19 protein-coding genes are annotated in these 22892 nt (G+C 66.4%); 12 read left to right on the plus strand and 7 right to left on the minus strand.

Annotated features, from left to right (window positions below; translation table 11 throughout):
* Positions 1–28 precede the first annotated feature (28 nt).
* The 5 genes from ACU4IU_RS13995 to ACU4IU_RS14015 all read left to right on the plus strand — a co-directional run bounded on the left by ACU4IU_RS13995 (position 29) and on the right by ACU4IU_RS14015 (position 5530).
* Entirely contained in the window at positions 29–2347 is a 2319-nt protein-coding gene (locus tag ACU4IU_RS13995; protein WP_446657080.1) for an HtaA domain-containing protein, read from the plus strand.
* A 94-nt stretch (positions 2348–2441) separates the two neighbouring features.
* Entirely contained in the window at positions 2442–3389 is a 948-nt protein-coding gene (locus ACU4IU_RS14000; protein ID WP_446657081.1) for an aldo/keto reductase, read from the plus strand.
* On the plus strand, positions 3386–3913 hold the full coding sequence (locus tag ACU4IU_RS14005) for an SRPBCC domain-containing protein (RefSeq protein WP_446657082.1): 528 nt from the start codon (positions 3386–3388) through the stop codon (positions 3911–3913). The genes ACU4IU_RS14000 and ACU4IU_RS14005 overlap by 4 nt, the downstream gene beginning before the upstream one ends.
* Entirely contained in the window at positions 3910–4989 is a 1080-nt protein-coding gene (gene tsaD / locus ACU4IU_RS14010) for a tRNA (adenosine(37)-N6)-threonylcarbamoyltransferase complex transferase subunit TsaD (RefSeq protein ID WP_446657083.1), read from the plus strand. Before ACU4IU_RS14005 ends, tsaD begins: the two co-directional genes overlap by 4 nt.
* Positions 4967–5530, plus strand: coding sequence for an NUDIX domain-containing protein (locus ACU4IU_RS14015; RefSeq protein ID WP_259357696.1), 564 nt, complete (start codon positions 4967–4969; stop codon positions 5528–5530). Before tsaD ends, ACU4IU_RS14015 begins: the two co-directional genes overlap by 23 nt.
* A gap of 162 nt (positions 5531–5692) precedes the next feature.
* Here ACU4IU_RS14015 and ACU4IU_RS14020 read toward each other — a convergent pair whose 3' ends face one another.
* The 4 genes from ACU4IU_RS14020 to ACU4IU_RS14035 form a co-directional block, all read right to left on the minus strand.
* Positions 5693–6820 (minus strand): glutamate--cysteine ligase, encoded by a 1128-nt coding sequence (locus ACU4IU_RS14020; protein WP_446657084.1) that lies wholly within the window; start codon positions 6818–6820, stop codon positions 5693–5695.
* 144 nt (positions 6821–6964) lie between these two features.
* Positions 6965–8062, minus strand: coding sequence for an ABC transporter ATP-binding protein (locus ACU4IU_RS14025; RefSeq protein ID WP_446657085.1), 1098 nt, complete (start codon positions 8060–8062; stop codon positions 6965–6967).
* A gap of 5 nt (positions 8063–8067) precedes the next feature.
* Positions 8068–9723: a xylulokinase gene (locus ACU4IU_RS14030; RefSeq protein WP_446657086.1), complete on the minus strand. Its 1656-nt coding sequence runs from the start codon at positions 9721–9723 to the stop codon at positions 8068–8070.
* Positions 9720–10733 (minus strand): sugar-binding domain-containing protein, encoded by a 1014-nt coding sequence (locus tag ACU4IU_RS14035; protein ID WP_446657087.1) that lies wholly within the window; start codon positions 10731–10733, stop codon positions 9720–9722. The genes ACU4IU_RS14030 and ACU4IU_RS14035 overlap by 4 nt, the downstream gene beginning before the upstream one ends.
* A 130-nt stretch (positions 10734–10863) precedes the next feature.
* On the opposite strand from ACU4IU_RS14035, the gene ACU4IU_RS14040 reads away from it, so the two are divergent.
* The 5 genes from ACU4IU_RS14040 to ACU4IU_RS14060 all read left to right on the plus strand — a co-directional run bounded on the left by ACU4IU_RS14040 (position 10864) and on the right by ACU4IU_RS14060 (position 17395).
* Positions 10864–12222, plus strand: a complete 1359-nt coding sequence (locus tag ACU4IU_RS14040; protein WP_259357701.1) for an ABC transporter substrate-binding protein — start codon at positions 10864–10866, stop codon at positions 12220–12222.
* A gap of 94 nt (positions 12223–12316) precedes the next feature.
* Entirely contained in the window at positions 12317–13258 is a 942-nt protein-coding gene (locus tag ACU4IU_RS14045) for a carbohydrate ABC transporter permease (RefSeq protein ID WP_259357702.1), read from the plus strand.
* On the plus strand, positions 13255–14208 hold the full coding sequence (locus ACU4IU_RS14050; RefSeq protein WP_446657088.1) for a carbohydrate ABC transporter permease: 954 nt from the start codon (positions 13255–13257) through the stop codon (positions 14206–14208). The genes ACU4IU_RS14045 and ACU4IU_RS14050 overlap by 4 nt, the downstream gene beginning before the upstream one ends.
* Entirely contained in the window at positions 14205–15719 is a 1515-nt protein-coding gene (locus ACU4IU_RS14055; protein ID WP_446657089.1) for a mannitol dehydrogenase family protein, read from the plus strand. Before ACU4IU_RS14050 ends, ACU4IU_RS14055 begins: the two co-directional genes overlap by 4 nt.
* Positions 15720–15757: 38 nt before the next feature.
* Positions 15758–17395: a glycoside hydrolase family 3 N-terminal domain-containing protein gene (locus ACU4IU_RS14060; RefSeq protein ID WP_446657090.1), complete on the plus strand. Its 1638-nt coding sequence runs from the start codon at positions 15758–15760 to the stop codon at positions 17393–17395.
* Between the two features lie 107 nt (positions 17396–17502).
* Here the strand turns inward: ACU4IU_RS14060 and ACU4IU_RS14065 are convergent, their stop codons facing one another.
* The 3 genes from ACU4IU_RS14065 to ACU4IU_RS14075 form a co-directional block, all read right to left on the minus strand.
* Positions 17503–18399, minus strand: a complete 897-nt coding sequence (locus ACU4IU_RS14065; RefSeq protein ID WP_446657091.1) for a C40 family peptidase — start codon at positions 18397–18399, stop codon at positions 17503–17505.
* Between the two features lie 383 nt (positions 18400–18782).
* Positions 18783–19616 carry a sulfurtransferase gene (locus ACU4IU_RS14070; protein WP_446657092.1) on the minus strand — a complete coding sequence of 278 codons (834 nt, stop codon included), beginning with the start codon at positions 19614–19616 and terminating at the stop codon, positions 18783–18785.
* Positions 19617–19663: 47 nt separating this feature from the next.
* Positions 19664–20881, minus strand: coding sequence for a class I SAM-dependent methyltransferase (locus ACU4IU_RS14075; protein ID WP_446657093.1), 1218 nt, complete (start codon positions 20879–20881; stop codon positions 19664–19666).
* Positions 20882–20997: 116 nt separating this feature from the next.
* Here ACU4IU_RS14075 and rsmA point away from each other — a divergent pair, with 116 nt between their 5' ends.
* Entirely contained in the window at positions 20998–21948 is a 951-nt protein-coding gene (gene rsmA / locus ACU4IU_RS14080; RefSeq protein WP_446657094.1) for a 16S rRNA (adenine(1518)-N(6)/adenine(1519)-N(6))-dimethyltransferase RsmA, read from the plus strand.
* Positions 21945–22892 (plus strand): 4-(cytidine 5'-diphospho)-2-C-methyl-D-erythritol kinase, encoded by a 948-nt coding sequence (locus tag ACU4IU_RS14085; protein WP_376906440.1) that lies wholly within the window; start codon positions 21945–21947, stop codon positions 22890–22892. The genes rsmA and ACU4IU_RS14085 overlap by 4 nt, the downstream gene beginning before the upstream one ends.

Consider the following 22892-nt stretch of genomic DNA (forward strand, 5'->3'; position numbering starts at 1 on the left):
GCGGGACGAAAACGGACGAGGAACGACGATGCACACTCACACCTCCACCCACAGGGGTCGAATTCTCACACGCACCGCGGCAGGGATCGCTGCCCTGGGGCTGCTCGGTTTCGGGCTCACCGGACCCGCACAGGCGATGACCGCGCCGTACTCGGTGCCGGGAGCCGCCTCGACGACTTCGCCTGAGGACGAAGCGACCGACTCGGGCGAGCAGGACATCGACGACGCGGTCTTCAACTGGTCGGTCAATGACGAATCCACCGGCGGATCCTACTTCGGCGGATGCAACTACCTGGCCGCAGGTGAGGCCGGGGATTCGGGAATGGCACGCATCTGGACGGACAAGGACGCCGGCACTCTGTTCAAGACGAACAAGGATGGGAACTTCACCGACGGCAACGTCTCCATCGTCAAGGAGAACGGAAAGTACTCGACGTTCCAGTCGCGCTGCGAAACCGGGGACGGCGCGCTGGTCAACGGCAAGGTCAACGCCGAGACAGAGAACAACCACACCGGCGATTCGGTGAGGATCACCAACGGCAAGGGAACCGTCGACCCGGAGACGAACAGTGCCTCGATCCAGTGGAAAGGTTCCTGGACCTTCGCCTACTACGGCGGGATGACCTACTGGACGATCTCAGACCCGAAGCTCGAGGTCGAGAACGGCAAGGGCACCATCACCGGAACGTACTCCGGCTTCGGCGCGGACATGGACGATCTGAGCATCTGGAAGAAGCTCAAGGCTCGTGACGGCACGATCGTCGAACTCCAGAACGGTTCGGTCGACATCTCCGACAAGGGGTTCGAATTCACTCCGGACTTCCTCGGAGTCAAGACGGGCGCGGACGGACGCAATTCTCAGACCCCGAAGACAGCGGAGAACGAATCCTGGTGGGGAGCGATGCCGCAGGACTGGATCGACTTCAACCTCGAGACCGGCCAGGATTCCTACTGGTACACCACAGCTGGGGCGAAGACCTCGATCCAGCCGCGGAAGACGACCAATGACCTCGAGGTCACCTATTCCCAACCGGTCGACGACCCCGACGACGGCGACCACACTGAGAACCCAGACGACAACCCGAAGGAACCCGGCAAGCCAGGCGATGACGGCAAGGACGATGACGACAAGAAGAGCGCCGGCGACGGGTCCGCGACTCTGTACTGGTCGTTGAACCGGGAAGCCAACGGCGGAGCGTTCTTCGGCGGCTGCAACTTCCTCTCGGCGGGCAAGGCGAAGGACTCCGGCAGCGCCCGGGTCTGGCCCTCCGGTGGTGTTGGATTCTACAAGTCGAAGTCCGGGAACGTGACGATCCAGAAGCCGACCGGGTCGACGTTCAAGGAGGCCTCCTGGGACTCCCGGTGCCTCGATGCCGACGGTGAGGCTGTCTCCACATCGCGTAAGGACTCATGGACCCAGTCACGGGTGGCCATCAAGGACGGCGAAGTCAGCGAGACCGACAGCGGTGTCTCCGTGCAGTGGAAGGGCAGCTTCACGGTCGCGTTCTACGGCGGGATGACCTATTGGTCGGCGACCGACCCGAAGCTCGAGGTCGACAGCAGCGGGAAGGGCCGCCTCGTGGCGGACCTCAGCGGTTACGGAGCCGACATGTTCGACTCGTCGAAGTGGGTCACCCTCAAACCCGAATCGATCACGATGGCGAACTTCGAGAACATCGACGTCGACGCCCTCCTCGACGACGGACACATCACGGCCACCCCGGACTACCTCGGCGTGAAATACGACAACAAGGGCAAGTCCGGCTCGTCCGGCAGCGCGGTCGGCGGTGCTGATGAGAACGCCTCGGCGCAGGCGAAGAAGACCGGTGAGAACAGCGACTACTGGGGTGCCTTCCCGCAGGACTTCATCGACTTCCAGCACAAAACAGGTCAGTACTCCTACTGGTTCACTTCCGACGGAGCGCGGGATCCCTACAAGCCGGCCCAGCCGATGACCATCTCGCTCGGAGACTACGAGCCGGGCGCTGGAGACTACGCTCCGGGTGCAGGCTCCGGCGCGCCCGGTCAGAACGCTGCGGGCGGCGGCGGTCAGCCGGGAACCGGGCAGGCCAGTGCCGGAGGAGCCGGCAGCGGAGCAGGCGCCGGCAGCGGATCAGGCGCCGGTGCGGGCAAGGGGGCCGACGGCAAGAAGTCGGAGAAGAACGGCGACATCGACGACGAGACAGTCTTCGCCCAGGAGGCCGAGGAAGCTCGAGCCGCCTCCGAGGTGCCCATCCGGGCCTGGATCGTCATGGGCACCGGGTTGGCCGTGGCGATCGTGGCAGGGTTCGGCATCCGGTCGGGAATCCGCCGCCACATCGGCCTCGATCCCTCGGACCTCGTCTGAGAGCGGGGACCTGGCCGAGCAGGGCTCGGTTCGCGGTGGATCTCACCGTGAACCGAGCCCTGACCGGAATGTTTCGGAGGGTAGTCTGGAGGGTATGACACGTGTGCAATTGGCAGATACCGATCTCTTCGTTCACCCTCTTCAGTTGGGCGGCAACCCCTTCGGCTGGGGTGCGGATCGGGATCAGAGCTTCGCTGTCCTCGACGCCTATGCCGAGGCCGGCGGAAACTTCATCGACACAGCCGATGCGTACTCGGCCTGGGTCGAGGGAAACTCGGGCGGAGAGTCCGAGACGATCATCGGCGAATGGATGAAGGCTCGCGGCAACCGCGACGAGATGGTCATCGCCACCAAGGTCGGCATGCATCCCAAGCGCAAGGGCCTTGACCCGGCGAATATCCGCATCGCCGTCGACGACTCGCTGCGCCGGCTCGGCACCGACCACATCGATGTCTACTACGCCCACAGAGACGATGATGACGTCGATCAGGTCGCCGTCGCCGAGACGTTCGACGCGCTCGTCCGCTCCGGCAAGGTCAGCTACCTCGGGGCATCGAACTTCAGCCTCGAGCGACTGCAGAAGGCTCGGAAGATCTCGACGAAGCTCTCCTTGGCCTGCTATCGAGTCGTCCAAGACCGATTCAACCTCGTCTCCCGCTCCGCGGTCGACCCGCAGAAGCAGGCGTACCTGCGATCTGAGGGCATCGCCGAACTGCCCTTCCACTCACTGGCCTCCGGGTTCCTCACCGGAAAGCACACCGGCGGTGACGCCACCGGCAGCGTCCGCGGTGACCGGGTCGCCGATTTCGTCGACGACCAGAAGGCCCTCGGTGCGCTCGAAGTCCTTCACGATGTCGCCGCCGACCACGGGGCAACGATGACGGCCACGGCCATCGCCTGGCAGCTCACTCACGATTTCATCCCCTCGACGATCGCCTCGGCGCGCGTGCCCGAACAGCTCACCGAGCTGCTCGCCGGAACGCAGATGCAGCTGAGTCCTGATCAGAAGGCTGCCCTCGACGGAGCTTGGGTGGAAGCATGAGTGGGACCAGCCCGCGCCTGGTCACCTGGGAGAACGGCACCGATCTCGTCATCGAGCTGCTCCTCGAACGTGACGTCGAAACGGTGTGGAACGCACTGACCGATTCCGATGGTGTGCGGACATGGTTCGCGCCGTTCCGCCTCGGCGAGGATGGAGAGACGCGCACGATCACGTTCGCACTCGAGGATATCGACCTGAACGGATCTGTTCTCAGCTGCGAGGACTTCGATCACGTGCTGCTCGAACTCGACGATTTCGGAGTGCTCGGCCTCCGCGTGCTGCCGATCGAGGGGGAGACCGGTCAGGAGACCCTGCTCGTGTTCACCCATACCGCTCCTGATGCCGAGACCGCCCGCGGTCAGGCCGCCGAGGTGGGGCCGATGTGGGACACGCATCTGCGCCTCTTCGCCCGCACCCTCGGTATGGACATCGCCGAGGTGACCGAACCCGAACTCGTGGCCATCTACTCCGACCTCGACCTCGAAGCCGCGGAGTCTGCCGACGCCCCGGAGGACGGATCATGAGCGACCCACTCGTCCTCGGCATCGAATCCTCGTGCGACGAAACCGGGGTCGGCATCGTCCGCGGCCGCACGCTGCTGACGAACACCGTCTCCTCGTCGATGGACGAGCATGTGCGCTTCGGCGGGGTCGTGCCCGAAGTCGCCTCCCGCGCTCATGTGCAGGCCATCGGCCCGGCCATCGCCTCTGCCTGTGAGACCGCCGGGGTGGAGCTGTCCGATATCGACGCCGTCGCGGTGACCGCCGGACCGGGTCTCTCCGGTGCACTCATGGTCGGGGTCGGCGCGGCCAAAGGGCTTGCCGCGGCGCTGGGCAAACCGCTCTACGGAGTGAACCATCTGGCCGCTCACGTGGCCGTCGACCTCGTCGCCGAGGACGTCGACGGATTGACCACTCCCACCATCGCCCTGCTCGTCTCCGGTGGGCACACCGAGATTCTGCGCATCGGCGACCTCGTCGAGGACATCGAACTCCTCGGCGCCACCATCGACGATGCCGCAGGTGAGGCCTTCGACAAGACCGCGCGCCTGCTGGGGCTCAACTATCCCGGCGGACCGAACATCTCGAGGGCTGCTCTCGGCCTGCTCGACGGCACCGGGATCCCCGGCGACCGGAAGGCAGTGAGATTCCCGCGCGGACTCGCGAAGAAGCAGGACCTGCGCGACCCCGAGCGTCGGTATAACTTCTCGTTCTCCGGGCTGAAGACCGCAGCCCTGCGTGAGGTGACGAAGGCCGAGACTCTGGGCGCGGACCTGAGGGTGGCCGATATCGCCGCCGGGTTCGAAGACGCTGTCGTCGACGTGCTCGTGACCAAGACTCTGCTCGCTGCGGCCGACACCGGCATCAACCATGTCGTCCTCGGTGGGGGAGTGGCCGCGAACTCGCACCTGCGTGAAGTGCTCGCTGACCGCTGCGCCGAGGCGGGCGTGACTCTGCGGGTGCCGCCGTTGAAACTGTGCACGGATAACGGAGCCATGGTCGCGGCTCTCGGTGCGGAGCTCGTCTCCCGCGGAATCGGACCGAGTGACCTGTCCTTCGCCGCCGTCTCCTCATTGGATGTCGATCATGTCCTCGTCTGAGAACGACCCGAACAGCGCCGCCGAACGCAACGCACAGGCGGCGAAGTCAACGAGTCTGCCTGCCGGTCGGCCGCCTCGGCGATCGGGTGACGGGTGGACGTACGGGTCCGATGGGAAGAAGCATTGGGGTCTCAACGGGGCCGCGGGGCTCATGCTCGTCGATCCCGAGCGCGGGGTGCTCATGCAGCACCGGGCGCTGTGGTCGGTCGAAGGTGGGACCTGGGGATTCCCCGGCGGCGCCCGCGATATGGGCGAGTCGGCGGTCGAGGCCGCGGTCCGGGAGTCCTGGGAAGAGGCCGGGGTGCCTGACCAGGATGGATCGGGCATCGAGATCCTCGAGACGCACATCCTCGACCTGGACACCTGGTCGTACACGACGGTGATCGCGAAGACCCTGCGCCGCTTCGACGCTGTCATCAATGACCCCGAGAGCATCCAGCTGTCGTGGGTGCCGCTGGACGAGCTCAACGACTACGAACTGCACCCGGGAGTCGCCTCCGCGCTGCCGACGCTGTTGGAGCTGCTCCGACCCCATCTGTGAGCTCGGCTCGCTCGCCGTTGGGGCTGTGCCTGCGGGCCCACGTGTCTCCTGTGGGTGGATCCGTCTCGAAATCTCCTTGCGAATCGTGGTGGATCCACCCCTAGGACGCATGAGGGGCTGATGCGGCCGCGGGTGGGCGCAATCGAACCCGGAAGAGCCGCCTCAGCTGTAGGAGTTCCGGAGGTCGCCGATGAGCGAGCGGGTCACCTCGGTGAGCGAGCCCGTGGTTCCGAAGACCTTCTGCAGGCGCTGGTAGGGCACGCCTCGTTCGATGATCGAGGTGATCGAGTGCAGCTCGTCGACACAGCCGAGTCGTTCGGCGACGGGCGAGAGGCGCTCGATCTCGTCGGCCAGGCACTCGGTGACGAGACGCTCGTCGGCTGCGGCGTTCTCGATGATGATCGCGTCCATGCCATAGCGGGCGGCGCGCCACTTGTTCTCGTTGTGGAACCAATCGGGCATCGTCGGCAGGGTCTCACCGGCGTCGAGGCGCTCGGACATGTCATCGACGAGGCACTGGATGAACGCGGTGACCGCGAGGATCTCCTCGAGGGTCGGCAGTCCGTCGCAGACACGGACCTCGACGGTGCCCCAGTGCGGGGCGGGGCGGATGTCCCAGCGGATCTCGTTGATGTTGTCGATGATCCCGGTGGTGAGCATATCGTCGACGTACTTCTCGTAGTCCGCCCACTGATCGAACTGGAACGGCAGACCGGCCGTGGGCAGCTGCTGGAACATCATCGCCCGGTTCGAGGCATAGCCGGTGTCAGTGCCGCCCCAGAACGGAGACGACGCGGACAGTGCCTGCAGGTGCGGGACATAGGCGAGCAGTGCGTTGACGATCGGCAGCACCTTGTCGCGCGAGTCGATGCCGACGTGGACATGGACGCCGAAGATCAGCATGTTCCGACCCCACCACTGGGTGCGATCGACGAGTTCGAGATAGCGGTCCTTCGCTCGGACCTCCTGCGACTGCCACTGCGCGAACGGGTGGGTGCCCGCCGACATCAGTTCGACACCGCGTGCCTCGGTCAGCTTCCGCAGCGCCCCGATCGAGGTGGCCAGATCCTCGGCGACGGTCGACACCTGTTTGTGCACGCCGGTGACGAGCTCGATGGTGTTCGTCAGCATCTCTCCGACGATGTGCTTCTCGTACTCGGGCGCATGCTCGGCCACATCCGACAACAGAGTCTCGGCAGCCGGGGTCAGATCCAGGCTGCGAGAATCCAGCAGAGCCAGTTCCCACTCGACACCGAGGGTGGAGCGGGGAGAGCGTGCGAAATCGACCATGATCCGATCATAATCGCGCACGCCCGATTCCCCTGACTCAGCGGCGACTTTCGAGCTGTGTGATGCCCCGCATTCCCCCGCCGAGGCGGCGCCGTCCCGCGGTGCGCTCGCCTCCGTCGGCGCGCCGGTCACGAGGTCCGCCGGTCACGCGGCGCGGCGTGCGTCCTCGGCCAATCGGCTGCCCGAATCGGTGTCGAAGAGGTGCAGGCGTGCGGCATCGGGAGCGACGCGCACGGTGTCCCCGCGGCGGATCGTCGATCGGCCGGCGACGCGAGCCACCACTGTCTTCTCGCCCGAGGCCAGGACTGCTCGACCGTGGACGTAGGCATCGGCGCCGAGCTCCTCGACGAGATCGACGGTGACCTCGAGGCCTTGCGTCTCGGTGACCTGCAGATCCTCCGGACGGATGCCGACGGTGACCGTCTCACCGGTGACCTGCTCACGCTGTTCCGCGGTCAGTGAGAGTTCGACACCGCCGAGGCGCAGCGACGTTCCCTCGACCGGCACCTCGACGAGGTTCATCGCCGGCGAGCCCATGAAGCCCGCGACGAAGAGGTTCGCCGGTCGATCGTAGAGGTTCGCGGGAGTGTCCACCTGCTGCAGCCGGCCATCGGCGAGGACCGCAACCCGGTCGCCCATCGTCATCGCCTCTACCTGATCGTGGGTGACGTAGACGGTGGTGACGCCGAGGCGGCGGGTCAGCGAGGCGATCTGTGCGCGGGTCTGCACCCGCAGCTTCGCATCGAGGTTCGACAGCGGCTCGTCCATGAGGAAGACCTGCGGGGACCGGACGATGGCACGCCCCATCGCCACTCGCTGTCGCTGCCCACCGGACAGCGCTTTCGGCTTGCGATCGAGGTACGGCTCCAGGTCGAGCAGGCGGGCGGCCTCCTCGACGCGCTGATCGCGTTCCTGCTTGGCGACTCCCGCGATCTTCAGGGCAAAGGCCATGTTCTCGCGCACGCTCATATGCGGGTAGAGCGCATAGTTCTGGAACACCATCGCAATATCGCGTTCTCTGGGGGAGAGATCCGTGACATCGTGGTCGCCGATGCGGATGTGCCCGGAATCGACGGGTTCGAGCCCGGCGAGCATGCGCAGAGTCGTCGACTTCCCGCAGCCCGAGGGGCCGACGAGGACGAGGAACTCCCCGTCGGCGATGTCGAGGCTGACCTCGTCGACGGAGGGTTTGAGTGCCTCGGGGTATTGACGAAGTGCTTTGTCGAAGGTGACTGTGGCCATTGTTCTCAACCTTTCACGGATGCGCGCGCACCCGAAGATCCACGGTGATCGGTCAGTGATTGATCGGACGATGAGCATTCGGACAGAGAGGGTTCTGACGAAGTTGGTTCCGACGTTGTGTGTTCAGGCGAGACGAGACTCGCCGTCTGCTGTGCAGCCGTCCGCGCTGCACAGGACCGGTACTGCTGCCGCACCCGCGATGGACGCGGATGCAGGGTGGCGACGAGCTCGACTGTCCAGTCCGGCAGGGTCCCCGAGAGTGTCCACGCCGCCTGCCGAGCCGCCCCGATGGCGACGTATTCGGCCTGTTCGGGCACGTCGATGGGCACGGTGAAGATATCGCGGGCGACCTCCCGGACGGCAGGATTGCGTGCCGCCCCGCCGATGAGCAGCAGCCGTCCGGCCTCCAGACCCTGCGCCTGCACCGCGTCGAGCCCGTCCGCCAGACCGCACAGCATTCCTTCGACGAAGGCGCGGGCGACGTTCTGCGCCGAGGAGTTCGCCAGGGTCATCCCCTCGAGCCGAGCGGTGGCATCGGGCAGGTTCGGGGTGCGCTCGCCCTCGAAATACGGGACGAGCGTGAGCCCGTCCGCTCCCGGCCGGGACGCCAGCGCCAGGGCCGCGAGTTCGTCGTGGCTGACCCGCAGCAGCTTCGCCGCCGAATCGAGGACACGGGCGGCATTGAGCGTGGCGACCAGCGGCAGGCGCCCGCCGTCGGCCGCGGCGAAACCGGCGACCGTGCCGGACGAATCGGCGATGGGCAGGTCGGTGGTGCCGAAGACCGTACCGGACGTTCCGATCGAGATGACGAGATCCCCCGAGGTGACCCCGAGTCCCAGCGCCGCGGCCGCATTGTCGCCGGCCCCGGGGCCCACGACGATTCCGTCCGGGCTGTGCCCGGCCGCCTCGTCGGGGGCGAGGACGCGGGGAAGGACGATCGCCGAGGCGGCTTGCCCGTTCCCGCCCACGTTCGGTGAATCCGCCTCCACGTCCGTATCCGCGGCGCACGGCAAGCCCGCTGCCTCACGAGCGGACGCACCGAAGGCGATGCGGAAGAGATCGAGATCGTAGCGAGAGGCGGAGGGGTCGAAGTAGGCGGTGCCGCTGGCGTCGGACGCGTCGGTGACCAAGGCCTCGAGCACGGGACCGCGGACGGAGGAGTCGGCAGGGCCGTATCCGAGGAAGCGCCAGCTCAGCCAGTCGTGCGGCAGGGCGACGGCGGCGACCCGGTCGGCATTGTCCGGTTCGGCATCGCGCAGCCACCGCAGTTTGGCGGCGGTGAAGGAGGCGACGGGCAGGACCCCGGTGAGTGCGACATAGTCGGCGGCTCCGACCTCGGCGATGAGGTCTCTGGCCGCGGCCTTGCTGCGCAGATCGTTCCACAGCAGGGCATCGCGGATGACCCGGCCCTCGGCGTCGAGGGCGACGAGTCCATGCTGCTGACCGCTGATGCTCAGGCCCGCGACATCGTCGAGTCCGCCGGCGGCCGTGATCGCCTCCTGCAGAGCCGTCCACCACGCTTCGGCATCGACCTCGGTGCCGGGAGGGTGCGGAGCCGAACCGGTGCGGATGATGTCACCGGAGTCCGGGTCGGCGATGACGACCTTGCAGCTCTGGGTCGAGGAGTCGACACCGGCGACGAACCTGCGATTCGCACTCATCGGAACTCCTCCTCAGCTGGCGCGGCACCGGGGTCGGCCGCCTCGGCGAGGATCTCATCGGCCAAGGAGCGGTCGATGATCGCGATATCGAGGATCCCGGCGGCACAGGCGGCACGGACCGCGCGGGCGCGCTCGGCCCCACGGGCGACTCCCACGGTCGTCGCAGCCCGGCGGAGCTGATCGAGGGTCACGGCGATGACGCGATCGTCGATCGTGGTGACTTCGGCTCCGTCGGCGGCGAAGAGACGTCCGGACACCTCGGCGATGGCGCCGTCGTCGATGCCCGCCTGACGCTGGGCGGGGGAGCATTTCTCCCACACCGAGGACAGGCCCTCGGCCCAGGAAGCCACGGAGACCACGGCAAGATCGAGGTCATCGGCGGCGGCCAGGGTCCCGGAGATCTCGGGCAGTGCCCGCAGGTCAGCAGCGGTTCCCGCCTCGGTGACGAGCAGCGGGGCGGGCAGACGGACCATGCTCACCGCCGGATCCTGGCCCAGCCGGGTGAAGATCTCCGAGCTGGGACGATGCGATTCCAGGCGCAGCGCACCGGCGAGCTGGACGATCGTGCAGCGGGGCAGGGCCGGAGTGAACGCGGCCGCGGAATCCAAGGTGCGCGACCAAGACAGGCCGATGCGCATCCCCGCATGGGCGTGGCGGCCGACCAGCGACAGCGCGGCCCGACCCATCTGCTGGGAGGCCTGGGTCTCGTCGGGGATGTCGACGATGACGACCGAGTCGAGGCCGAGCGCTGCGGCGACCTGCTCGGCCAGACCGTCGGCTTCACCGGCGTCGGCTTCGATGGTGATGGTCACGACTCCGGTGTCGACGGCCTCTTGGAGGAGGCGGGCGACCTGGAACCGGCTGAGTCCGTTCGCCTTGCCGATCTCGACCTTGGACCGCCCCTCGAGGTAGTGATCGCGGGCCAGCTGCGCGAGGAAGCGGCGGTGGCGGGCGGTGGGCACCGTGGACATGGTCCTCCCTTCGGCGTCGACGACTCTGTGTTCGCTCATATGTGAAGTGTTGCACATCTGATTGGTTCGTGACACAGTATTGCACATATGAGCACGGATGCTCATATGATTTTCTCGCAGCGAACCGACGGCGGGCTGCGATCCCGCAAGGACGAGGGAAGGCGCAACGATGAAACACCTGATCACAGGCCGGAGAGCCACTTGGGCGGCCATCGGCATGGTCGGAGCACTGGCATTGTCCGGCTGTGGTGGTGCCGGCGGCAGCTCGGCCGGGGGCGGCGGCGACGAAGTCAACGTCCTCATGGTCAACAACCCGCAGATGCAGGACCTGCAGAAGCTCACAGCCGACCACTTCACCAAGGACACGGGCATCAAGGTCAACTACACCGTGCTGCCGGAGAACGAGGTGCGGGCGAAGATCGGCCAGGAGTTCGCCGCTCAGGCCGGCAACTACGACGTCGCCTCGATGTCGAACTACGAAATCCCGACCTACGCGAAGAACAAGTGGCTCACCCCCATGGACGAAGGCGTCGTCGATGCCGAGGGCTTCGACCAGGACGACATCCTCGCCCCGATGGCCGAGTCGATGACGGTCGACGACCAGGTCTATGGTGAGCCGTTCTACGGTGAGGGCTCGTTCCTCATGTACCGCACGGACATCTTCGACAAGGCCGGCGTGGAGATGCCGGAGAATCCGACCTGGGACGAAGTCGCTAAGCTCGCGGCGAAGGTCGACGGTGCGGAGAAGGGCACGAAGGGCATCTGCCTGCGCGGACTGCCCGGCTGGGGCGAGATGTTCGCTCCGCTGACGACCGTGGTCAACACCTTCGGCGGAACCTGGTTCGACGAGGATTGGAACGCGCAGGTCGATTCCAAGGAATTCAAGGAAGCCACGAACTTCTACGTCGACCTCATCAAGGACCACGGCGAATCCGGGGCCCCGCAGGCCGGCTACACCGAGTGCCTGACGAACCTGCAGCAGGGCAAGGTCGCCATGTGGTACGACTCGACGGCCGCCACCGGAACCCTCGAGGCCGACGACTCTCCCGTCAAGGGCAAGATCGGCTACGTCGCGGCACCGGTGAAGGAGACGGAGTCGAGCTCCTGGCTCTACACCTGGGCATGGGGCATCCAGGCCGCAGGCAAGAACCAGGACGCGGCGAAGCAGTTCGTCGCCTGGGCCTCGTCGAAGGACTACGAGGAGACCGTCGCCGAGGAGCTCGGCTGGCAGCACGTGCCGGCGGGCAAGCGGACCTCGACCTATGAGAACCCCGAGTACCAGAAGGCCGCGAAGCCCTTCTACCAGCAGACCGAGGACGCCATCAACTCGGCCGATCCGGTCAGCCCCGGAGTCCAGCCGCGGCCGACGCTGGGAGTCCAGTTCGTGACGATCCCCGAATTCGCGGACCTCGCCACGGGCATCTCCGAAGACGTCAGCTCCGCCATCGCCGGTCGGACGTCGGCCGATGCGGCCCTGAAGAAGGGCCAGAAGGAAGCCGAGAAGGTCGGAGACAAATACAAGAAGTGACCGAGCGCCTCGGGGCGGGTGATCGTCACCCTCCCCGAGGCGGCCCCGGCCCCATCCGCACCACCGCCTGACCGCACCACCCGCCTGACGAAGGATGTTCGAAGTGTCAGCTCCAGCCGCCGAGCGTGCATCGCAGCCGATCACGCCGCCGAAACCCCGTGCCAAGGACCGATGGCTCAAGCGTGCGCCCATGCTGCCGGCGCTGATCTTCGTCATCCTCGTCACCCAGATCCCGTTCGCGATCACGATCATCATCTCGTTCATGAACTGGAACGCCGCCTACCCTGATGACATCAGCTTCGGCACCGTCCAGAACTACGTCACCGTCTTCACCGATGCGAACCTGCTCAAGGCCGTCATCGTCACCGTCGGGCTCACGGTCGGCGTCGTGCTGGCCTCGGCTCTGCTGGGTCTGGGCATCGCCCTGCTGCTCGATCGGAAGTTCATCGGCCGCGGTTTCGTCCGCACCCTGATGATCACGCCGTTCCTCGTCGTCCCCGTCGCCGCCGCGCTGCTGTTCAAACATGCGATCTTCAACCCTTCATACGGGCTGATCAATGGGCTGCTGACCACCGTATTCGGCGAGAACGCCCCGCAACCGGACCTCATGACCTCGAACCCGCTGCTGGGCATCGGGGTCGTGCTCGTCTGGCAGTGGACTCCGTTCATGATGCTCATCATGCTCGCCGGGTTGCAGTCACGACCCATGGACGTCTACGAGGCGGCCCTCGTCGACGGCGCCGGACCCTGGCAGACCTTCCGCTTCATCACCCTGCCCCACCTGCGCCGATACATCGAACTCGCCGCACTGCTGGGCACCATCTACATCGTCCAGAACTTCGACATGGTCTTCACCATGACCTCCGGAGGGCTCGGCACCGCCACCCTGCCGTATGTCATCTACCAGGAGTTCTTCGTCGCCCAGGACTACGGAGTCGCCTCGGCCGTCGGCGTCATCGTCGTCATCGCGTCCCTCATCACTGCGACGTTTGCCCTGCGCACCGCATCGACCCTGCTCAAGGAGGAGAACTCATGAGCACTCCCGACCTCACCGTGGATGCCCACCCCGCACCAGGGGTGACCCCCACCCCGACCGAACCGGGCGGACCCGGATCCGCAGAGCCGCCTCGGCGAAAGGCGACCGCACCGAGGCGGCCCGGCCAGGGGCGGGCGGGCAAGATCCTGCTCGGCCTGTTGGCCTGGTTCGTCGGACTCCTGTTCGTCTCACCTCTGCTGTGGATGCTGCTGACCAGCCTGCACGCGGAGACCGACGCCTCGACGAATCCGCCGAGCTACTTCGCCCCGCTGACGCTGGAGTCCTTCGTCAACTTCTTCGGCGGCGGCAACGGCGCGAACCCCTGGCCGTTCCTCATCAACTCCGCGGTCGCCGCCATCGTCTCGACCCTCATCGTCCTCGTCCTCTCCACGATGGCCGCGTACTCACTGGCGATCCGCCGCATCGAACGCTGGTCGGACGTGCTGTTCTTCCTCCTGTCGACGAAGATGCTGCCGATGGTTGCGGGCCTCCTGCCCGTCTACCTCGTCGCGAAATCCTTCGGCATCCTCGACACCTGGCTGCTGCTCATCATCATCTACTCGGCGATGAACATGCCGATCGCGGTGTGGATGATGCGCTCCTTCCTCGCCGAGGTGCCCGTCGAAGTCCTCGAAGCCGCCGAACTCGACGGCGCCCGCCTGCCGCGCGTCTTCCTCCAGATCCTGCTGCCGCTGACCGCACCCGGACTGGCCGCGACCGCACTGATCTGCTTCATCTTCTCGTGGAACGAACTCCTCTTCGCCACCGTGCTCACCTCCACGGCGGCATCGACGGCACCCGTGTTCCTCACCAGCTTCGTCACCTCCCAGGGTCTGTTCCTGTCGCAGGTGTGCGCGGCCTCGCTCATTATCTCCGTGCCCGTGCTCGTGGCCGGAATCGCCGCCCAGGACAAACTCGTCCAGGGCCTGTCCATGGGAGCCGTCAAATGACCGCACCGACCACCGCGCTTTCCCTCAACATTCAGAACCTCGCCGAGGTGGCCGACCACGGTATCGCCGTCCCCGCCTATGATCGGTCGGCCGTGAGCCCCGGCATCGTCCATTTCGGAGTGGGCGGATTCCACCGCGCGCACATGGCCATGGTCCTCGACGATCTGCTCGGGGCTGGGCTGGCCTCCGACTGGGGGATCGTCGGAGCCGGAGTGCTGCCCCACGACGTGGCCATGCGCGATGCGCTCGCCGACCAAGATCACCTGTACACGCTGACTCTCAAACACGCCGACGGAACCAAGGAACGTCGGGTGATCGGGTCGATCATCGACTACCGATTCGGGCCCGATGACCCTGCCGGACTGCTTAACCTGCTCACCGATGAGACGATCCGGATCGTCTCCCTGACCGTCACCGAGGGGGGATACAACGTCAACCCCGTCACCGGGGAGTTCATCACCGATGAGCCGACGATCGCCGCCGATGTCGAGGCGCTGCGGGCCGGTGAGCTGCCGGCCACCGTCTTCGGCTATGTCGTCTCCGCTCTGCGGGCACGGCGCGAGGCCGGAGTCGCACCGTTCACCGTGCAGTCGTGCGACAACATCTCGGAGAACGGCGATGTGGCGGCGAAGATGTTCTCTGCCTTCGCTCGCCTCGTCGATGCCGAACTCGCGGAGTGGATCGCCGAGTCCGTGGCGTTCCCGAACTCGATGGTCGACCGCATCACCCCGGCCACCACTGACGGCGACCGCGCCGACCTGGTGGCCGACACCGGAGTCACCGATGCCTGGCCGGTCGTCGCCGAGCCCTTCTTCCAGTGGGTGCTCGAGGACGATTTCACCTCCGGCCGTCCTCCCTATGAAGAGGCTCGAGTACAGGTCGTCGACGACGTTCAGCCCTATGAGCATATGAAGCTGCGCCTGCTCAACTCCGGGCATCAGGGGCTCGCGTACTTCGGCCTCCTCGGCGGATACACCTTCGCCCATGAGGCGATGGCGAACCCGGACATCCCCGTCTACCTGCGCCGATACATGGACGAGGAAGGCACACCGAGTCTGGCACCGCTGCCCGGAATCGACCTGGACGCCTATAAGGACTCGCTCATCGAACGTTTCAGCAACCCGGAGATCCGCGACACTCTCGCCCGCCTCGGCGCAGAGTCGTCCGACCGGATCCCCAAATGGCTGCTGCCGGTCGTCAAGGACAACCTCGCCTCGGGCCACCCGATCGAGGTAGCCGCGGCGATCTGCGCCTCGTGGGCCCGGTATGCCGAAGGGCACGACGAATCCGGCGGTCGGTTCACCATCGTCGATCGCTATGCCGACGAACTGCAGGCAGTGGCCGCGACACAGGCAGAGGACCCGCTGGCTTTCGTCCGGCAGGAACAGTTCTTCGGACCGCTGGCCGAGGAGCCGAGGTTCACCGAACCGTATCTCAAGGCACTGACATCGCTGCACGAACGGGGAGCGAAGGAGACCGCCCGCCGTCTGGCCGCTCACGAAGAACTCTGAACGGGCGTTGAGCTGGCGGGAACGTCTAGCATGGAGACATGTTGCGTTCTCGCCTGAGCCTCCTGGCCCTGACCACGACTCTCGCGCTCGTCGGCTGTTCCGGCGGAGCGTCAGCCCCCGAATCCTCCACGGCCGGACAGAAGTCCTCCGCCGATTCCGGTGCTGAGACCCAAGCGCAGTCTGAAGCCCAGTCCGAATCGTCCCTGGACAACCCCGCCGACGCGGATCCAGCCGACTTCAAGGACGAGGCTGCGGACATCGTCGGAGACTTCTCCGACGAGGAACTCGCCGGGTCCCTCATCATCGGCACCTGGGAAGGCACCGACACGCAGACCCCGGTGGACATGGTCAAGCAGAACCACCTCGGCGGGGTCATCGTCATGGGCTACAACCTGGCCGAGAACCCGACGAAGGACCAGGTCACGGAACTGACTGGTCAGATCTCCGGGGCACGGTCGAAGGGTCAGCCCGTATCGATCGGCGTGGATCAGGAAGGCGGACCGGTGTCACGCCTCGGCACCGCAGCCCTGCCGTTCCCGCCGCTCATGGGCCTGGCCGCGACCGAGGATTCCGATCTCATCACCGACGCCACGACCGTGCAGGGGCAGAACCTCACCGATTTGGGCTTCACCATCGACTTCGCTCCGGACTCCGACGTCACGGTTGGGCCGAAGGACAAGGCGATCAACGTCCGCTCGGGCGGCACCGACCACGAGGATGTCGCCGAGGTCGTCGCCGACGCAGTCGAGGGATACCGGTCAGGTGGGGTGTCGAGCTCGGCGAAGCATTTCCCGGGGCACGGCCGCCTCGGCGTGGATTCGCACGAGAGCCTGCCGGTGTCGGAGAAGTCGATCGAGGAGATGGAGGACACGGACCTCCTGCCGTTCAAGTCCGCGGTCAAGGCCGGGGTGCCGATGGTGATGATGGGTCATATCGGGCTGCCCGATGCGAAGACGACGCCCGCGACGCTGAACAAGAAGGCGTACTCTGCGCTGCGGGAGACTCTCGACTATGACGGTGTCATCACCACGGATGCGCTGAACATGAAGGCCGTGCCGCAGAACCTCAATGGTGGAGAGACGGTCAAGGCGCTCGCTGCTGGAGCCGATATCGCGCTCATGCCCCCGGACTCCGGTGCGGCACAGAAAGCGATCGTCACGGCGATGGGGGACGGGACGCTTGAGAAGAAGGACCTCGTCGAGAAGTCCGAACGCGTCGTCGCCGCACAGCTGGCCACCGCCGAGGCCCAGAAGAGCGTGCGGGCCGGGGACTCGGATGCGAAGGATCCGAAGAAGGTCCTCACCGAGGTCGCCGATCAGTCCCTCACCGTACTCAAGGGCGAATGCTCCTTCACCGGGACCGATTCGATCTCGATCGTCGGCGGCAGCGACAAGGAGAAGGCAGCACTGAAGGAAGCAGCCGAGGCCGAAGACCTCACCGTCGGATCCGGTGGAACCTCCGTGAGTCTGAGCCCGTCGACCTCCGCCGAGGTGGCCGTAGGCACCGCTGCTCCGTGGACGATGCGCAGCACCGCGGCGAAGTCCGCCGTGACCGCGTACGATTCGAACCCGTACGCGCTGCGGGCCGTGGCGAAGTGGCTGAAAGGCGACCTCGAGGCATCGGGTCAGCTGCCTGCCGAATACGACGGCAGCGACAAAGCTCCCGACTGCGGGTGACTAGCAGGCTGCGCTGATGGTCGTGAACGAGCGGCGCACATAAGAGATCCCCTCGCCGGCACTGTGCCGACGAGGGGATCTCTGTGTGTTCGGTTCCGAGGTGGGGCTCAGAGCACGCGGATGAACTGAGCACCCTGCTGGGTCATCCAGTCGACGCTGCGGTAGCTGGTGTTCACTCGAGTGTTGCCAGCGTCATACATCATGCCGTCACCGGCGTAGATGCCGACGTGGCCCGGTGACCAGATGATATCTCCGGCCTTCGCCTCGGAGGCCGAGACGATCTGCCCGGCACCCTTCTGCGCCTCGGACGTGCGCGGCAGGTTCACGCCCACCTTGCCGTAGACGAATGAGGTGTAGCCGGAGCAGTCCCACCCGCTGGTCGAAGTCCCGCCTAGCACGTACGGCGTGCCGACGTACTGCTTGGCGATGGCGATGACCTGCTCGGCCTTCGATCCGTCCGGGACCTTGACGTCCCCGGAGCCCGAGTCCGCGCCGTCGTCCTTGCTCTTGTCGTCGCCCGAATCGGCCGGACCCTCATCGCTGGTGCCGGCGGAGTCATCGTCCGAGGACTCGCTCGGCTCCTCTTCCGGCTCTTCAGCGGGAGCCGGCTCGGCGACGGTCGTCTCCGGCTCTTCCTTCGGCTCGGGCTTCGGTTTGGGCTTCGGCTTGGGCGCGGCCTCGGCGGTGACGACGTCCGTGTCGACGGTGACTTCAGCTTCCTGATCGCCCTTCTTCGACGCGCCGCCGGCATCGATGGTCGGTGTCTGGTTCTTGAACTCGACCGGCGCCTGCTTCTCGGACTCGGCTGCGACCTTCGCCTCGTCGTCGGCTCCCTGCCCGGCAGCGGGGAGGACTGCTGCGGTGAGCAGTCCGCCGCTGGCGGCGACGACTGCGGCACGGCGGCCGAATGCGCCGGAGTTTGCTGCGAGCAGTTCGCTCAGCTCGGTCAGTGGTGTCTTGGCCTTGGCGTTCGCGGCGCGGCGGCCGTGCTGCTTAGATGCCACGATTTCCTCTCGTTGCCTGTCTGAGTGTGACGATGTCCTCCACTGTAACGAATTCGTGATCTTCTGTCACGTTTTTGTTACAAAAGGATTCTCGGGCAGGTTCGAGGGCATAATCCCAGGTCACAGGGGCAGTGTGGATAAGAATAGCTGGTGGTGGGCTGTGGTTCCGCCTGATTGCGACTGTGATTCAGCGCTCAGTCTCAGTCTTGAGTAACGTTTCGTGACATTCGCGAGCCGCGATTCTTGGGTCGATCCGCGGCGTTATTCGCGGCCAAACCACCGTGGATCGACCCAAGAATGCCGTCGACGTTTTATTGCGCGCGGACGCGGTGGCGCGCACGTGCGGTGATGACTGAGCGTCAGGCTCCGGTGGTGACTGAGCGTCAGGAGCCGGTTTCGACCGGTCGATTGGGATCGGATGACCAACCGGACCAGCTCGCGGGGTAGAGGCTGGCCTCGACGCCGAGGGTCGCCAGCGCCAGAGCGTTGTGGCAGGCGGTGACTCCCGAACCGCAGTACACGCCGACGGGACCATCGAGGGTGCCCAGTTCATCGAAGCGTTCGCGCAGCAGCGCCTCGGGCAGGAACGTCCCCGCAGGAACGTTGTCCATGGCCGGGGCGCTCTTCGCCCCGGGAATGTGACCGGCCTGCGGATCGAGCGGTTCGGTCTCTCCGCGGAAGCGCTCACCGGCACGGGCATCGAGCAGGACTCCATCGAAACCGGCTGCCGCCTCGGCATCGATGACGGGCAGTCGACCCGGGCTGATCTCCACGGCACTCGGTGCGACCTCGGGGGAGTCGCCGGTCTCGAGCGTCCCGCCGGCGTCACGGAACGCTGCGAGCCCGCCGTCGAGGACTCGCGCGCTCAATCCCGCCCAGCGCAGCAGCCACCAGGCCCGGGCCGCTCCGAGGGAGGAGTTGTCGTCATAGACCACGACCTCGGTACCTTCGTCGATGCCCCAGGAGCGCACTGTCTCCTGAAAGGCTTCGGGGCTCGGCAGCGGATGACGACCGGCCGTCGGATCGGTGGTGCCGTGGTCAGCGAGCTCCGTGTCGAGATCGACATAGACGGCACCGGGGATGTGCCCCGCGGCGAAGTCCTCGCGGCCATCGGGCTTCGACAGGGTCCAACGGACGTCGAGCAGCCTCGGCGCTGGGGAGTCGGCCATTCGGATGAGTAGTTCATCGGCGCTGATGAGAACGTCGGAGCGGGACAATTCGATCTCCTTCACGGGCGGATTTCTTCACGAACAGGTTGAAAGGGTCACACCGGTTGGGTGAGCAGCACGACGTGCTTATCGCCGAGCCGGGTGAATACGAGCGTGGCTTTGTCTCCCTTGGGCAGTTTGAGTTGGCGTCGGACCTGGTCGGGCACGATGTCGGCACCGCGTTTCTTGATCACGACCGAGCCGATTCCGCGGGAGACGAGCTCCTTGCGCAGGCTCGAGACCTTCGCGGGCAGAACGTCGACGACCTCGTAGGCGGTGACACCTGCAGAGGCCGGCCCGCTCGGTTCGACGTCGGTGGTCAGATACGCGATCTTCGGGTGCAGTCGGCGCGCCTGCAGCGGTGCACACAATGCGGCGACGAGTCCGGCGCGCACGATCGCCCCGTCGGGTTCGAGCAGATACTTCCCGAGCTCCCCGATGCCCGACTCGTCCTCACGAGGGAGATTGTGTTCATGGACGAGGAGGGTGCGTTCGCCCATGACGAGGGCTCCGCGGCCGGGGCGCTGCCTGGCTGCACCGAAGTAGAGGCAGACCTCGACGACCTCTCCGTTATGGGAGACCCACTGGGCTTCGGCATCCTCGGGAACGAGGTCGTGGTCGAGTGCCGGGCCGAGCTTCACTCCGGCCGCCTTCGCCGTACTCGCCTTCTCGATCACCCATGACAGAGAAGGGGAGAAGGCCTCGGGGTCGGTGATGCGGGAAGTCGATCCGCGTTTGTCGGCCTTGCCGATGGTCCGCCGGGCCGGATCGAACCAGAGGGCATCGAATCCATCCAGGTCGACATCCTCGGCGCGAGTATGTTCGACGGCCGCATCGGGCAGGTGGCGGAGGTTGAAGGCGGCGATGGCAGCGGTGACCTCGTCGGCATCGACAGCCGAGACCTGCGCGCCCATTCCGGCGAAGGCGACCGAGTCCGCGCCGATCCCGCATCCGAGATCGGCGATGCGGAAGGACTCACCCTCGGCCACGTCGCCGATGAGGCGACGCGCATGATGAGCGGCGACCGGCAGCCGCGTGGCCTGGGCCAGTCCGTCGCGAGTGAAGAGCATGTCCTCCGCGAAAGGTCCGAGCTTCGCTGCCGCCTCCTGACGCAGCCGCGCCTGAGTGAGCAGGGCCGCAGTCACCTCGGCGGAGTAGCCCTCCTTCCGCAGGGCCGTGGACCGGGCGAGCTCATCGCCCTCGAGGTCGTCGATGCGGTCAAGACGTTCGAGGACGGCGACGTCGAGCAGTTCGGTCAGTGCCTGCGGATCCATAGGCTTCACCCTATCGTCTGCGCGGTGAGGTCATTCCCTGCGCCGAGGAGGTCCACCCGAACCGCCGGGCCGCTGCGGTGATTGTGCGAGCCGACCGTTGCGGTAAGTTGTTGGCTGTGACGTTATTGACCGCCCGCGATATCCGCGAATTAGCCGCTGACATCGGTCTGCGCCCGACGAAGCAGAAGGGCCAGAACTTCGTCATCGACCCCAACACCGTGCGCTCGATCGTCACCGCCGCAGGGCTCGAAGAGAACTCGAACGTCGTCGAGATCGGTCCGGGACTCGGTTCGCTCACCCTCGGCCTGCTCGAAGCCGGTCACAGGGTCACCGCGGTCGAGATCGACGAACTGCTCGCACAGAAGCTGCCGAGCACCGTCGACAGGTTCGCCGGCAGTGACGCACCGTTCCAGCTGGTCAACGCCGATGCACTCGGCGTCACGACGCTGCCCACGCCGCAGCACACCACCAAAGCCGCGACCGACACGCCTGACGCCGGTGCGAACCAGCCCGATGCGCTCGTGGCGAACCTGCCCTACAACGTGGCCGTGCCCGTGCTGCTGCACTTCCTCGAGAACTTCCCGAGCCTGACAACCGTCCTCGTCATGGTCCAGCTCGAAGTCGCCGAACGGCTCGCCGCCGCACCCGGCTCCCGCACCTACGGAGTCCCCAGCGTCAAAGCCCAGTGGTACGGGGACGTGCAGCTGGCGGGCAAGATCGGCAAGAACGTGTTCTGGCCGGCCCCGAACATCGACTCCGGACTCGTCCGCATCGACGTCACCCGCACCGACCGCGACCCGGCCGTGCGCAGCCGCCTCTTCACCCTCATCGACGCCGCTTTCGCCCAGCGCCGCAAGACCCTGCGCGCAGCCCTGTCCGGATGGGCCGGCAGCCCCCAGCAGTCCGAAGACCTGCTGACGGCCGCCGGAATCGACCCGAAGACCCGCGGCGAGGCCCTCACCGTCGCCGACTTCCAACGCCTCGCCGCCGTTGCCGTCGACGACGGTGGCACCTCCAACGGAGATGCCGCTGCACCGGCCCCGCCCGCCGAGGATCCCTCACCATGACCGTCCCGCTGCATCCGCGCATGACGATCCCGGCCCCGGTGAAAGTGCAGGCGCCGGGGAAGATCAACATCCACCTCGGTGTGGGTGCGGCGAACAACGGATATCACGAACTCGCGACCGTATTCCAAGCGCTCAACCTCGGCGAGACCCTCACTCTCATTCCCGGCGGAACACGAACGATCATCGTCCAGGGCCGCTACGCGGATGCCGAGGTCCCACGCGATGACTCGAACTTCGCCAGACGCGCCGTCGACCTCCTCATCGCCGCGCTCGAGGGCGACCGGGATGTCGATGTGCTGCGCGACCTCGACATCGTCATCGACAAGCAGGTGCCCGTGGCCGGCGGAATGGGCGGGGGGTCGGCCGATGCGGCCGCCGCCCTCGTCGGAGCCGCTCACCTCGTCGGCGGAGTCGATGAGGCGATCCTCCACGAATGCGCGGTCGCCGTCGGGGCCGACGTCGCTTTCCTCCTGCGCGGGGGCACGGCCATCGGCCACGGTCGCGGGGAGAAGCTGAGCCCCGTGCTCACCCGCGGAACCTTCCACTGGGTGATGGCCACCTCGGCGTCGCCCCTGCCCACCCCGGACGTCTACGCCCGCTTCGACGAACTCAACCCCGACCCGGCACCCGCGACCGTCCCCGATCAGGTGCTCACGGCGCTCGCCGCCGGCGAACCGGACTCGCTCGCGGAATTCGCGGCGAACGATCTCACCGAGGCGGCCGTGTCCTTCATGCCCGAAATCGCCGAGGTGATGGAGGCCGGCCGGGACGCCGGCGCCGTCCTGCCCCTGCTCAGCGGGTCAGGGCCGACGATCGGCTTCCTCGCCCGCGACGCCCACCACGCCCTCGACCTCGCTGTGCTCCTGCAGGCTACGCGCGGCGTCAACGAAGCACTGCGCACCACCGGGCCCGCCCCCGGAGCGCATATCGTGGACGGCGGCTGA

This window comes from Brevibacterium sp. CSND-B09 (assembly GCF_052906525.1).